Source organism: Clostridium sp., from assembly GCF_047718555.1.
GTDB lineage: Bacteria > Bacillota > Clostridia > Clostridiales > Clostridiaceae > Clostridium_I.
Map to the genome: position 1 here is coordinate 44,333 of NZ_JBDNRK010000001.1, position 14,368 is coordinate 58,700.

Annotated in this window: 10 protein-coding genes and 1 pseudogene; all 11 read left to right on the forward strand. The window is 30.5% G+C overall.

From position 1 onward, the window contains the following. The first annotated feature begins 2 nt into the window (after positions 1 to 2). The 11 genes and pseudogenes from ABF633_RS00185 (at position 3) to ABF633_RS00235 (ending at position 14,067) form a co-directional block, all read left to right on the forward strand. Positions 3 to 1,682 (forward strand): glycoside hydrolase family 13 protein, encoded by a 1,680-nt coding sequence (locus ABF633_RS00185; protein ID WP_415520837.1) that lies wholly within the window; start codon positions 3 to 5, stop codon positions 1,680 to 1,682. A 169-nt stretch (positions 1,683 to 1,851) separates the two neighbouring features. Further along, on the forward strand, positions 1,852 to 4,545 hold the full coding sequence (locus tag ABF633_RS00190) for a sigma 54-interacting transcriptional regulator (RefSeq protein ID WP_415520838.1): 2,694 nt from the start codon (positions 1,852 to 1,854) through the stop codon (positions 4,543 to 4,545). Between the two features lie 96 nt (positions 4,546 to 4,641). Further along, entirely contained in the window at positions 4,642 to 5,592 is a 951-nt protein-coding gene (locus ABF633_RS00195) for an ROK family protein (RefSeq protein ID WP_415520840.1), read from the forward strand. A gap of 36 nt (positions 5,593 to 5,628) precedes the next feature. Next, positions 5,629 to 5,727 (forward strand): annotated as a pseudogene (locus ABF633_RS00200) (ATP-dependent 6-phosphofructokinase); the annotation flags it as partial. Between the two features lie 408 nt (positions 5,728 to 6,135). Then, positions 6,136 to 7,710 carry a PTS transporter subunit EIIC gene (locus ABF633_RS00205; protein ID WP_415520842.1) on the forward strand — a complete coding sequence of 525 codons (1,575 nt, stop codon included), beginning with the start codon at positions 6,136 to 6,138 and terminating at the stop codon, positions 7,708 to 7,710. 63 nt (positions 7,711 to 7,773) lie between these two features. Continuing rightward, positions 7,774 to 9,099, forward strand: coding sequence for a 6-phospho-alpha-glucosidase (locus ABF633_RS00210; RefSeq protein WP_415520844.1), 1,326 nt, complete (start codon positions 7,774 to 7,776; stop codon positions 9,097 to 9,099). A gap of 217 nt (positions 9,100 to 9,316) precedes the next feature. Further along, positions 9,317 to 10,078, forward strand: coding sequence for a MurR/RpiR family transcriptional regulator (locus tag ABF633_RS00215; RefSeq protein WP_415520846.1), 762 nt, complete (start codon positions 9,317 to 9,319; stop codon positions 10,076 to 10,078). A gap of 238 nt (positions 10,079 to 10,316) precedes the next feature. Then, complete coding sequence (locus ABF633_RS00220; protein WP_415520848.1) at positions 10,317 to 10,838, forward strand: PTS sugar transporter subunit IIA; 522 nt, start codon at positions 10,317 to 10,319, stop codon at positions 10,836 to 10,838. A gap of 150 nt (positions 10,839 to 10,988) precedes the next feature. Continuing rightward, the gene (locus ABF633_RS00225) at positions 10,989 to 12,005 is read left to right on the forward strand and encodes a zinc-dependent alcohol dehydrogenase family protein (protein WP_415520849.1); all 1,017 of its coding nucleotides are present in this window, start codon (positions 10,989 to 10,991) and stop codon (positions 12,003 to 12,005) included. A gap of 59 nt (positions 12,006 to 12,064) precedes the next feature. Beyond that, positions 12,065 to 13,114, forward strand: a complete 1,050-nt coding sequence (locus ABF633_RS00230) for an NAD(P)-dependent alcohol dehydrogenase (protein WP_415520851.1) — start codon at positions 12,065 to 12,067, stop codon at positions 13,112 to 13,114. Between the two features lie 428 nt (positions 13,115 to 13,542). Further along, complete coding sequence (locus tag ABF633_RS00235) at positions 13,543 to 14,067, forward strand: PTS sugar transporter subunit IIA (protein WP_415520853.1); 525 nt, start codon at positions 13,543 to 13,545, stop codon at positions 14,065 to 14,067. Positions 14,068 to 14,368: the final 301 nt, after the last annotated feature.

Here is a 14,368-nt window from a genome sequence, read left to right on the forward strand (position 1 = left end):
ATATGAGTAATTGGTGGAAAAAAGCAGTTGTTTATCAAATATATCCGAGAAGTTTTAAAGATTCAAATGGGGATGGATACGGTGACTTAAATGGTATAATAGAAAAATTAGATTATTTAAAGAATCTGGGAATTGATGTTCTATGGATCAGCCCTGTTTATGAGTCTCCTCAAGATGATAACGGTTATGATATCAGCGACTACAGAAAAATGTATGAAAAATTTGGAACTAATGCTGATATGGAAAAATTGATTGAGGAAGCGCATAATAGAGGTATTAAAATAGTAATGGATTTAGTTGCAAACCATACTTCTGACGAACATTATTGGTTTGAAGAGAGTAAAAAATCAAAGGATAATCCATATAGCGATTATTATTTCTGGCTTGATCCTAAGGAAGATGGCAGTGAACCAAATAATTGGGGCTCCAGCTTCTGTGGTTCAGCATGGGAATATTCAAAGGAAAGAAATCAATATTATCTCCATTATTATACAAAGAAGCAACCGGATTTAAATTGGGAAAATCCAAAAGTTCGTAAGGAAGTTTATGATTTAATGAAATTTTGGATGGATAAAGGGGTAGACGGATGGCGTATGGATGTAATTGCCTCCATATCTAAATATACAGATTTTCCTGATTATCCAGATAAACCAGGACAAAAGTATATTACAGGCTTTATGCATGCTAACGGGCCAAGACTTCATGAATATCTGCAGGAAATGAACAGAGAAGTATTATCAAAATATGACTGTATGACTGTTGGAGAAGCACCTGGATCTGACTCAGAGATTGCCAGATTATTTGTAGATCCAGAAAGAAAAGAATTAAATATGATTATTACCTTTGAACATATGAATCTTGATAGAATTCCAAATTCTCCAAATAGAAAATGGGCTGTAAAAGATTTGGATTTTAAAGATTTAAAACGTGTTTTATCTAATTGGCAAGTAAAACTACTTGATCATGGATGGAATGCTCTTTATTTTGAAAATCATGATCAGCCTAGAATTATTTCACGCTGGGGAAATGATACAAATTATCGTAAAGAATGTGCAAAAGCCTTTGCCACTATACTTCATGGTATGCAGGGAACACCGTATATTTATCAAGGAGAAGAAATCGGCATGGTAAATGCTCATTATAAGCTTGAAGAATATGATGATGTAGAAATCCATAATGCATATAGAGAATTAGTACAGAAAAATAAATCTATTTCAGAAGAAGATTTTATGGCTGCAGTATGGAAAAAAAGCCGTGATAATGCCAGAACTCCAGTGCAATGGAATAACTCTGAAAATGCAGGGTTTACAACAGGTAAACCTTGGATTAAGGTAAATCCACGTTATTCTGAAATTAACGTAGCGGAAGCACTTGAAGATAAAAATTCTATTTTTTACTACTATCAAAAGCTGATTAAGCTGCGTCATGAAGAGGAAATCCTTACAGAGGGTAGTTTTAAGCTTTATCTTCCTGAACATCCTAATCTATACGTATATGAAAGAGAATTTAAAGGTGAAAAATGGCTTATTGCAGCTAATTTTTCAGAGGAAGAGACGGCTATAGATGATCTTAAACCTTATTTTTATGAAAAGTGGGAGAAAGTTATCAGTAATTATCAGGAAATACGGGTGAACACGCCTTTAAGACCTTATGAGGCGTTTATTGTTAGAAATGTTAAATAGCAAAAATAAGTAATTAAAGGATAAGGCACGAATTTATTTGGATAACGATTTCTAAGTATCGAAAATATTGATACTTAGAAATCTGCTTGTCTAAAAAAGTGCCTTTTATTCCATAGGCAAATGAAAATATTTATTGTAAAATAATTATATATGGAAGGGGAATACCGAGATGCAGGCAAAAGATAAAGTTTATGATATGATGAAAAAGATGTGTGAGGAAAAGGTGCAGATTAGCGCAGTGGAATTATCAGAAGCATTGCATTTAAGCCGTCAAGTAGTTAGCCATTATCTTAATCGTTTACTTGAGCAAAATTTGGTGCAAAAAACAAATTCAAGACCTGTATATTGGAGTATTACCAATGCCTATGGGATTGAAAATGAAGATATAACATTAGATAATACAAATCTTGAAGGCAATTGTAAAGATAATATTACAAAAATTGAAGGACAACAGGAAATGAATGCATTTAGTGCTCTAATCGGTTGTCATGGTAGTCAGAAAAATGTTGTTGAACAGTGCAAGGCCGCAGTTAATTATCCTCCCAACGGATTACCTATACTTATTACAGGTGAAAGTGGTGTTGGAAAAAGTTTTCTTGCCAAGTTGATTTATCAATATGCTTTGGAACAAAAAGTAATTCAATTCAAAGCACCCTTTGTAGTATTAAACTGCGCAGATTATGCAAATAATCCAGAGCTTCTGTCTGCTACATTGCTTGGTTACAAAAAAGGAAGTTTTACTGGGGCAAACAGCGACAAGGAAGGGCTTTTAAATGAGGCTGATGGTGGATATCTGTTTTTGGATGAAATTCACAGATTATCTTATGCCAACCAGGAAAAGCTATTTTTATTTATGGACACAGGGAAATACCGTCAATTGGGAGACAATGAATGGAAAAAATCTGATGTACGATTTATTTTTGCTACCACAGAGCGTACTGAAGAGGTATTATTGGAAACCTTTAGACGTAGAATTGCTGTTCATATTCACATTGAGAGTATCATCAACCGTCCCTTTGTAGAGAGATTACAGATGCTTAATTTGTTCTATTATAAAGAGGCAAAAAAAATACAAAAGAATATCGTAGTGGATACACATGTTATAGAGGCATTATGTTTTTCAAAACCTAAGGGGAATATTGGAACTCTTCAAAATATTATTCAAATTAGTTGTGCTAATGCTTTTACAAAGCAAATAAACCAGCCATTTTTGAGTATTACTCTAGAGGGTATGCCTGATATTTCAAACATACAGTTTAGTAGTGCAGCCAGCAGAAAGCTAAGCCCTCTTAAAATATTGTATAGTAAGGAATTACCTCAAGTTGAAGATGATGATATTTTAAATATAAAAGAAAAATTTCTTGTGTTTTTTCAAGAAATTTCTCAGATTTCTTATGAAAGTATGGAAACGGCTAAATTAGAACTTGTAATTGCCTTTAAAAAGTTAACCCGTTCTGTTAAAAAGTATTTGGATCTATTATTTTTGGAACAGAATTTATTTCTCAGAGAAAGCTATCTGGAAAAGTGCCAAATAATTATGGAACGTTATGGAATTCATTGCTCAAAGGATGCGTTTAAGCCTATGTATTGTGTACTTTTAATGTTTCAAGATGACATGATACTTAAAGTTGATTTCCGTAAAATCATAAATTTCTTAAAACTTGTGTCTCCAAAAGCTAACTATGTTGCTATGAAACTAGAAGAGGCACTTGGCACAATAATAACTGGGACATGTAAATGCTTGGAAATTATTAATACTCTTTTTTTTCAAGAATATATTGTGGAAACTATTGAACTTCAAGGTTTGATTGTAGCCCATGGCAATGCCACGGCAAGTAGTATTCAGTGTGTGGCAAATCAAAACTGTGGTACATTTATATTTGAATCTATTGATATGCCTATGGAGATCTCTTTGGCAGAAACTATTGAAAAAGTTAATGCTTACCTTGAAAAAGTGAATACTAGCAAAGGTGTTATTTTGTTAGTGGATATGGGCTCTTTAAATCAAATGTATTCTTCTATTAAAAATCATTTGTCGGGCGATTTACTTATCATGAACAATGTGACAACTGCAATTGCTTTGGATGTTGGCATGAAAATGCTTCAGAATGTATCTTTTAAATACATAGCGGAACAGGCAAAGAGTATTTATACAATAGGTGTTCAATATTTTGAAGGGATTGCACAGGGAGATAATATTATTATTTCCTGTATGTCTGGGCTTGGAATTTCCGATAAAATAAAAGAAATTATTGATAGATTCATTAATTATGAAACCATGGATATTATTACAATGGATTATAAGAATTTAAAAAATTTAATTGAAGAAAACAATAAAGATAATTTCAAACATACAAAACTAATAATTACAACCTCAAATTTACCTAATATTACAACTATACCCTGGGTAAATGTCTATGATATTTTAGATGGAAAAGGTGAAAGGTGCCTATGGGAAGCATTAAAATCTGAAATAAACGAACAGAAATTTGAAGATTTGAAAAGAGAATTTATAAAATTCTTTTCTATGGAAGGTATTGCCAGTAGGCTGACTTTTTTAAATCCAAATATTGTGATTAATGAGGTGGAAAATGTTATTTATAGATATGAACAGTATTATGATATGCATTTAGTTGGCTATATTAAACTTAATCTATATATGCATATTGCTTTTATGATTGAACGATTAATGACATCGGAATACCATGAAAATGAGAATAAAATTGAATGTACAGATAAAGAGAAAGAATTTTATGATGTTTCAAAGGATATCTTTGAAGAAATAGAAAAACGATATCATATTAAATTGAGTCAATACGAGTTATCATTATTATATGATATATTTAAAAATATAATTTTATAAAAGCTGTTGAAATATAGTTAAGCTAAATTATTATATATACCATATATTGAATTACGTAATATTTAAAATACTTATCTGTAGATGGAGGAATGATGGATGGCAAAAGAATATGTTATAGGAATTGATTTAGGAGGAACTAAAATTAGTGGAGCTTTGTCAGATGTGGATGGAAACGTATTAAGTCAATATACCATTCCAACTAATGCTTTTGAAGGTGAAGCTGCAGTACTGGAAAGAGTAATCAAGGTTATTGACAAGGTTTTAAAGGATGGGAATAAAAGTGCAGAGGATATTAAAGCTATTGGAATTGGTTCACCAGGACCGCTGGATGCTGAAAATGGAATAATAATAACAACACCAAATCTACCCTTTAAAAATTTCAAATTAGTGGACCCTATAAAGGATAAGTTCGGAGTTTCTACTTATTTAGATAATGATGGAAACGCTGCAGCTGTTGGAGAATTTATATTCGGGGCGGGACAAGGTACTAAAAATATGGTCTTTGTTACAGTAAGTACTGGAATTGGCGGTGGTGCTGTTCTCAATGGACAGATTTACAGAGGCAATACCAGCAATGCCCTTGAAATTGGGCATATGACTTTGGAAAAGGATGGGCCTAGATGTAATTGTGGTAATTATGGCTGTGCAGAGGCACTGGCATCAGGAACTGCCATCGGTAAAAGAGGAAAGGAGGCAGTTTTAGGAGAAGAACCTACTTCCTTAAAGAATTATGATGATGTAACCTCCTATGAAGTTTTCTTAGAGGCAAAAAAAGGAGACAAGGTTGCTTCTGAAATACTGGACAAAAGTCTTAATTATTTAGGGATATGTGTGGCAAACCTTATTGTTACCTTTGATCCTGAAATGGTTGTCATTGGTGGAGGAGTTTCAAAGGGTGGAGATATTGTATTTGACAAAGTTAAAGAAGTGGTGAATACAAGATGCTTTAAGGCCATGGCTGAATCCTGCAAGATTGTACCAGCTGGACTTGGAACAGATGCAGGGGTAATGGGTGCAGTGGCATTGGCTGTAATTGAAAGTAAATAAATATTTTCTATTGTGTTTAATGAATTCCGTACAATAGTTATAGGAATAAGAGACAATAAAATAACCGATGATGATATAGATGAAGCATTGGCAATGCCAAGGAGATTTGATGAAAGGCTATATGAGATATCATAGATACTTTCAAGATAGCTTTCATTAAAATATAGAACATATTTATGCATTGTTAAAAAACCTGTTATGAATGAGATTAACAGGTTTTTTAATGCCCCAAAACTATTTAATTATAATAATGGATCTGTTAAATTATAAATGTAAACAATTTCAGTAAACGAATACATACATATGTTTACATAACTATTTAATTTAATAGATAATAAATTCTATCAGTAAGCTAAAACAAGGAGGGAGTACTCATGAAAGATAAGAATAAAAAAACATGTTATCGTTTAACTTAATATGTTTCTTTATGTATGAAATGTATTTAACTAGATTAGTATATTTGTTAATATTAAAAATGTAAACATTTTAATAAGAAGTAATTAACTGAAATTTATTAAAATGTTAATAAGGGGGAACCAATGTATGAAAGACAAAATAGTAAATGGAATGCAAATTTTTGCAAGATCCATAGTTGCTCCAATATTATTCTTACCTATTGTTGGTATACTACTAGCTATTGTTGGTATTATAAGTAACCCAAGTATTGTAGGAAAAGGAAGTCCATTGATCAATGTAGGTGGATTCGTTGGTGGTGGACTTTGGACTTTCCTAACAAATTTAAGTCTCATTTTCTGTGTAGGAATAGCTATGGGAATGGCTAAAGAAAAGAAAGCAGAAGCTGCACTTATAGCAGTATTCTCATTTTTATTTTTCCTAGGAGCTAACAATGCATGGCTTAATTTAACAGGAAGGCTAATAAAATATAAAGTTGCTTCTGATTTAGCTGGTACTGGACAAACAGTTTTATTAGGTTTTCAGGTAATAGATATGGGAGTTTTCCTAGGAATGATTCTAGGGGTAACAATAGCATTTGTCCATAATAAATTTTGTAACAAAGAGTTTCCAGAAGCCATTGCTATATATGGCAATACTAAATTAGTATTTATGATATTAATTCCGATCCTGCTAATATTGGCAATAGTACTAAGTTATGTTTGGCCGATTGTTGCTTTAGGCATTAAAGCTTTAACAACTTTAATAAACTCATCAGGTTTTTTTGGCATAGCTTTATACGGATTCTTAAATAGATTTTTAATTCCAACTGGATTACATCATTTGATATATACACCATTCCTTTATTCTGATATTGGTGGAGCATTAACGGTTAATGGGAAAACATATTTAGGAGCTTATAATATTTTTTTAGCACAATTAACAGATCCATCAATAAAAGTTTTTGATCCATCAGCAAAATATTTACAGTTTGGTATGGTTAAAATGTTTGGTTTAGCAGGAGCAGCATTAGCGTTTTATAAAACAGCTAAACCAGAAAATAGAAATACATTAAAAGCTGTTTTAATACCAGCAGTAGCAACATCCGTTTTAGTTGGTATTACGGAGCCTTTGGAATTTACATTCTTATTTGTATCACCACTTTTATGGTTAGTTCATTCTGTAATGGATGGTGTATTTGAAGCAATTGCAGTACTATTTGGAGTTAGAACTTTTGGATGTGATGGAATTATAAATTTTATTGTATATAATCTACCAGCGGGAATTTCCAGAACTAGATGGCCTATATATATAGGAGTGGGATTAGTTCAATTAGGGACATATTACCTTGTTTTTAAAACTTTAATTGAAAAATTAAAGCTTAAAACTCCTGGTAGAGAAGATAATGAAGTTAAATTATTTACTAAAAAGGATTATAAAGATAAGAAGTCTAAGGATGGAAAACAAATTAATGGAAATGAAGAAATTGGTTTGGCATGTACAATTGTGGAAGCCTTGGGAGGTAAAGATAATATCGAAACCGTTGACAACTGTTTTACCCGATTAAGAGTAAAAATTACAGATTTAGATAAATTAGATGAAGCTACATTAAAAACTACAGGAGCATCTGGAGTAATTGAGAATGGTAATAATGTTCAAGTTGTATATGGACCTAAAGTAAACGGTATAAGAAATGAAGTTGATAAATATCTTGCCAATAATTAAACTTGCTTAAATTTTTATATTAAAAATTTATATAAATAAAAAATTGAAAGAGGGAATATTATTATGAAGAAATTTTCAATAACTATAGCTGGTGGTGGAAGTACATTTACTCCTGGAATAGTATTAATGTTACTAGACAATTTAGAAAGATTTCCTATAAGAAAGTTAAAATTTTATGATAATGATGCAGAAAGACAGGCTATAGTTGCTGGAGCATGTGAAATTATATTAAAAGAGAAAGCACCTGATATAGAGTTTCATGCAACAACAGATCCAGAAGAAGCCTTTACAGATATAGATTTTGTAATGGCTCACATAAGAGTAGGTAAATACGCAATGCGTGAACTAGATGAAAAAATTCCTCTGAAATATGATGTATTAGGTCAGGAAACTTGTGGACCAGGAGGAATAGCTTATGGTATGAGATCCATTGGTGGAGTTATTGAAATACTTGACTATATGGAAAAATATTCACCTAATGCATGGATGTTGAATTACTCTAATCCTGCAGCAATAGTTGCAGAAGCCACTAGAAGACTTAGACCTAATTCAAAGATTTTAAATATATGTGATATGCCAATAGGTATAGAAGCACGTATGGCTGAAATAGCTGGATTAAATTCAAGAAAAGACATGAATATTAGATATTTTGGACTTAATCATTTTGGTTGGTGGACAGATGTTCGTGACAAAGCTGGAAATGATTTAATGCCTAAATTAAAAGAACATGTTTCCAAATATGGATATGTAGTTGACAAAGGAGACACTCAACATGTTGAGGCAAGTTGGGCTGATACTTTTGCTAAAGCTAAAGATGTGTATGCTGTGGATCCAGAAACATTACCTAATACTTATCTAAAATACTACCTATTCCAAGATTATGCTGTTAAACATTCAAATAAGGAATATACAAGAGCAAATGAAGTAATGGATGGTAGAGAAAAATTTGTATTTGGTGAATGCAGAAAAGTTATTGCCAATAAATCTACAGAAGATTGTGAACTTCATATAGAAGAACATGCATCATTCATAGTTGACCTTGCTACAGCTATAGCTTTCAATACACAGGAAAGAATGTTATTGATTGTTCCAAACAATGGAGCTATAGAAAACTTTGATCCTACAGCTATGGTAGAAATACCTTGCCTTGTAGGAAGTAATGGTCCAGAACCACTTACAATAGGTAAAATACCTCAATTCCAAAAGGGATTAATGGAACAGCAGGTTTCAGTAGAAAAATTGGTGGTAGAAGCTTGGATAGAAAAATCCTATCAAAAATTATGGCAGGCAATAACCCTTTCTAAAACTGTACCTAGTGCAGCAGTAGCTAAGAAGATATTGGATGAATTAATTGAAGTGAACAAAGAATATTGGCCTGAATTAAAATAATATTTTGTATATAAATTATATTATAAATATGCTATCTATCTGTTATGATTTTAAAGTTGTAGCAGATAGATAGTATTTAATAAGATATTAATGATAACCTTATTATACAATTATTAAATTATTGATCTATAACTTTATATTTTATATTGTTGGTATATAATTAAATATTATCGTAACAAGTAAAGTTATTCAATAATATTGTATTTGAGGTGGATTTATGTTTGAATTAGATATTTCAAAGATAATTGATAAGTATCATTTAAGTAAGATTGAAGAAAAAATACTTATTTACATTATAAATAATATAGATAATGTAAAGGAAATTGGCGTAAGGGGAATTGCAAAAGAGCATTATACCAGTACTACAACTATTATGAATTTATCTAAAAAATTAGGGTATTCAGGTTTTTTGGATATGTATTATAATTTACATTTTAAATTAAGAAATAAAAGTAGTTATTATGATAGAAAAGTTTTTAACGACTATTATGGTGTTAATGTAGATGAAATATTGTCAATTGATGATGATAGTATTGATAAATTTATAAATATGCTAATAGAAAATAAAAATGAAGTTATATACACTTATGGTTTTGGACTTTCATTATTTATTGCAGAATATATTACTAGAAAATTACTTATTATGGGATTTAATTGCATTATTTCAGACTGTCATGAACTTTATGCTGTGAATACACTAAAAGCCAAATTGTTCATAAATGTTTCTAAATCAGGAGAAACAAAATACTTAGTAGATGTTTCTGAGTACGCAAAAAAAAATCATATTAAAATGATTTCATTTATTGGAAATATTGAAAGTACTATAGGAAAGCTATCTGATATTAATTTTAAAATACATGATATGCATGCGATGGATGATCGTAATAAATTACCTAATTTATTTTATGGAAATGTTATAATATTATTTGAGATTCTACTTAATAAATATCTGCAAAGAATTAAGGAGAATAAAGAGTAGCTATTAAAAATATAAACAAAATTTATTTTCAAGTAAAGATTTTATAAAAATTATGGCAATGATATACGTCACCGTAAGGAAATATGTTATTTTATTTGTTACGTGTTTTTTGAAATTGTGAAAAGGTTTAAAATATTAAATATAAATTGTACATTATAATTGTTATAAGATGTTAAAAGTTAATAAATGCAGTTATTAAAGGATTTAAAAGATAAATTTATGTGTGGAGGAAATGAATATGTTTAATTTATTTAAAGAAAAATTGGGAATTAAAAAAGAGGATAAAAGTGTAAACGTTACTAAAACTGTAGTTAATAATGAATTCTTAGTTCCGGTTTCAGGAAAGATTATAAATTTAGATGATGTAAGTGATGAAGTTTTTTCTCAGAGGATGATGGGAGATGGGTTTGCTATAGAACCTGAAAATGGGGAAGTGTTTTCACCAGTAGATGGAAGCATTACTTCTATATTCCCAACAAAACATGCTATCTCAATTAAAAGTAATTCTGGTATTGAAATTTTAATTCATTTTGGATTAGATACTGTTGAATTAAAAGGTGAAGGTTTTAATCTTTGTACTGAAGAGGGAGCAGTTGTTAAAGCAGGAGATTTACTTTTAGAAGTAAATATTGAGGAGGTAAAGAAAAGGGTTCCTTCTATAGTTGTTCCAGTAATTTTTTTGGAATTAAATGAGAGAACGTTTACTTTCGAAACTAGACAGGTGAAGGCTAAGGATAAAGATGTTATACAAATAAACTAGTAGAATTAATATATAGGTGGTGTTTATAAGGTATTAGGCAAAGCTAAGGAGATTATTAATCGTTGTTTTAAAGTTTTAAATTTAAGATATTAAATGTCAGTAAATATATTTAAAAATAAATAACTTTTAAAAATTTGGAGGAATATGAGTATGAAAGCTGCAGTATTTTATGGTAAAAATAATATAAAAGTAGAAGATAGAGAATGTAGGGAAATGACGGAAAATGAAATACTAGTTAAAGTCAAGGCTTGCGGAGTTTGTGGTACAGATATTCATATTTTTAATGGTGAAGAAGGCTCAGCGCCAGTAACACCACCTATAATATTAGGTCATGAGTATTCAGGAGAAGTTGTTAAAGTAGGTAGTAAGGTTGAAGATATAAAAATAGGCAATAAAGTAGTTATTGATCCCAATATATATTGTGGTGAATGTGATTATTGTAGAAATGGCAAGAAGCAATTATGTGAGAATTTAACAGCTCTAGGTGTAAATATAGATGGAGGTTTTAGTGAATATTGTGTAGTTCCTAAAGAGCAAGCCTATGTATTTAATAATATAAGCTTTGAGGAAGCAGCTATGGTAGAGCCAACAGCTTGTTGTTTACATGGAATAAATAACATTGAAATAAAGCCTGGAGATAAAGTATTAGTATTAGGAGCTGGAGCTATAGGGTTAATTATGCTTCAATTAGCAAAAATATCAGGAGCAAGTATAGTTGGAGTAAGTGAACCAATAGAAAAGAGAAGAGATACGTCTTTAGAACTAGGAGCTGACTATATATTAAATCCAATGGAAGAAGATTTTAAAAATAATTTAAATAAATATCTTGGAGAAGGTCCAGATGTAATTATTGAATGCACAGGAAACAAATATGTAATAGAAAGTGCATTTCATATTGCAAAAAAAGGAACTAAAATACTTTTGTTTGGAGTAAGTAGTCCCGATGTAAAAGTGGAAATAAGTCCATTTGAAATATTTAAAAAAGAACTAATAATAAAAGGTTCTTTAATAAATCCGGATACTCATTTGTCTGCTTTAAATTTAATAACTAGTGGGAAGATTAATGTGAAACCAATAATTACTAATAAGTTTGAACTAGATAAGATGGAGGAAGCTCTAGAAATGCAAAAAAGCATTGAAAGTGTAAAGGTATTAATTGTACCTTAATTCTTTTAAAAATTATACTTACTTCAGAAATATATAAGAAAAATTTGGAGGTATATTTTATGAAAGATACAATGAAGGTTGCAGTAATGAATGGTATTGGAAAAATGGGATTTGTGGAACGAAAGATTCCCAATCCTGAAGAAAATGAAGTGCTGGTAAAATTAGAGTACGTTGGTATTTGTGGAAGTGATATGCACTATTATGAAACTGGCAGAATTGGAGATTATGTAGTAGAACCACCATTTGTACTTGGACATGAGCCAGGCGGAATTGTAGTAAAAGTTGGTAATAATGTTATTAATTTAAAAGTGGGTGATCGTGTTGCACTGGAGCCAGGAAAAACCTGTGGATACTGTGAATTTTGTAAAACTGGTAGGTATAATTTATGCCCAGATGTAGTTTTTTTTGCAACACCTCCAGTAGATGGTGTATTCCAGGAATATGTTGCCCACGAAGCAGAGCTTTGTTTTAAATTACCAGAAAATGTTAGCACACTAGAAGGAGCATTAATTGAACCTCTAGCTGTTGGCTTTCATGCAGCTAATCAGGGAGGTGCACATGCAGGACAAACTGCAGTAGTAATGGGAGCTGGATGTATAGGACTTGTTTCGCTGATGGCATTAAAAGCAGAAGGTGTATCTAAAGTTTACGTGGTTGATATTATGCAAAAACGTTTGGATAAAGCTATAGAATTAGGTGCTGATGGTGTTATTAATGGAGCTGAGCAAGATGCAGTGAAGGTATTGGAAGAATTAACTGAAAAAAGAGGTTGTGATCTTGTAGTAGAAACAGCCGGAACAGAAATTACTACACACCAGGCAATACAAATTGCTAAGAAAGGTGCTACAATTGTGTTGGTAGGATATAGTAAAACAGGTATGATGAATTTACCTATCAGTTTAGCACTTGATAAGGAGTTAACATTTAAAACAGTATTTCGTTATCGGCATATTTACCCTATGGCGATTGAAGCAGTAGCAAGTGGTAAAGTTAATCTAAAAGGCATTGTAACAGATGTATTTGATTTTAATGATATTCAAAATGCCATGGATAAGAGCATTCAAGATAAGTCAAACATTGTAAAAGCAGTTGTTCGTATAAGCAAGTAAATGTTGATGAAATAAAGAAAAAGGTGTTATAGAAATAAATTTATAAAATGATAAATTTGTATTTATTAAAGAATATTAATATGCACTAGAACTTTTTAAAGAGGTTCCAGTGCATATTTTGCTATCGGTTTTAAGAGATACCAATACTTTAGAAGTCGTTATCCAAGGACTTAGCAGACCTTATCTCTCACTTTCATAGAAGCTGGGAGTATTACGGATGGTAGTCATTGGATAAATGGATTAAATATAATTCCAGTAAAAACAAAATTTTTACTGGAATTTAGGTACTAAAGTTTTGTAATATTATCAAATTAGTTTAAAAGAATTAGAAGATTTGTTATAATAGAAAAAAGATAATGAAAAGTAAATTATTTATCTTTTATGTAAAGGTTTACAATATTAATTTTATCTTTTAAGGAGGAATAAATATGTTTAATTCGTTTAATGAAAAATCAGGAATTGAAAAAAAGGACAAGAATGTGAATATTACTAAAACTGTGGTTAATAATGAATTTCTAGTACCAATTTCAGGAAAGATTATAAATTTAGATGATGTAAATGATGATGTTTTTTCTAAAAGGAAGATGGGAGAAGGATTTGCCATAGAACCTGAAGATGGAAATGTATTTTCACCAGTAGATGGTATGGTCACTTCTATATTTCCAACAAAACATGGCATATCCATAAAGAGTAATTCAGGGCTTGAAATCTTAATTCATTTTGGATTAAATACTGTTGCATTAAAGGGGGAAGGTTTTAACCTTTATACCAAAGAAGGGGCAGTTGTTAAGGCAGGAGATTTAATTCTAAAAGTAGATATTGAAGAGGTAAAGAAAAAAATTCCGTCTATAGTTGTTCCAATAATTTTTTTAGAAGCAGATAATAAAGCTTTTACTTTTAAAACTGGCTATGTAAAAGCTAAAGAAAAAGGTGTTATAAAAATAAGCTTGTAAAATATTAAATTTTATCTATTAAAACATATTAATATGCACTAGAACTTTTTAAAGAGGTTCTAGTGCATGTTTTGTATATAGAAAAATCTTATTATAAATTATTACAATTAATAATATACTTTGAGATCCAATCTAATTTACCTATACCTTTACTTGACATTTTTCTTTTCCATTCATATGATTATTATATCTAACTTATACGTTTACTGTAATAATTAAGCTAAGCTACTTAAGATTTTAATGGGTATTTACTAAAGAACATATTAAATATGGAAATATATTATATTTTAAAGGGGTAATG

Coding starts and splice junctions, on each gene's coding strand:
- ABF633_RS00185 (WP_415520837.1), top strand. CDS start 3: ATGAGTAATTGGTGGAAAAAAGCAGTTGTTTATCAAATATATCCGAGA.
- ABF633_RS00190 (WP_415520838.1), top strand. CDS start 1,852: ATGCAGGCAAAAGATAAAGTTTATGATATGATGAAAAAGATGTGTGAG.
- ABF633_RS00195 (WP_415520840.1), top strand. CDS start 4,642: ATGGCAAAAGAATATGTTATAGGAATTGATTTAGGAGGAACTAAAATT.
- ABF633_RS00205 (WP_415520842.1), top strand. CDS start 6,136: ATGAAAGACAAAATAGTAAATGGAATGCAAATTTTTGCAAGATCCATA.
- ABF633_RS00210 (WP_415520844.1), top strand. CDS start 7,774: ATGAAGAAATTTTCAATAACTATAGCTGGTGGTGGAAGTACATTTACT.
- ABF633_RS00215 (WP_415520846.1), top strand. CDS start 9,317: ATGTTTGAATTAGATATTTCAAAGATAATTGATAAGTATCATTTAAGT.
- ABF633_RS00220 (WP_415520848.1), top strand. CDS start 10,317: ATGTTTAATTTATTTAAAGAAAAATTGGGAATTAAAAAAGAGGATAAA.
- ABF633_RS00225 (WP_415520849.1), top strand. CDS start 10,989: ATGAAAGCTGCAGTATTTTATGGTAAAAATAATATAAAAGTAGAAGAT.
- ABF633_RS00230 (WP_415520851.1), top strand. CDS start 12,065: ATGAAAGATACAATGAAGGTTGCAGTAATGAATGGTATTGGAAAAATG.
- ABF633_RS00235 (WP_415520853.1), top strand. CDS start 13,543: ATGTTTAATTCGTTTAATGAAAAATCAGGAATTGAAAAAAAGGACAAG.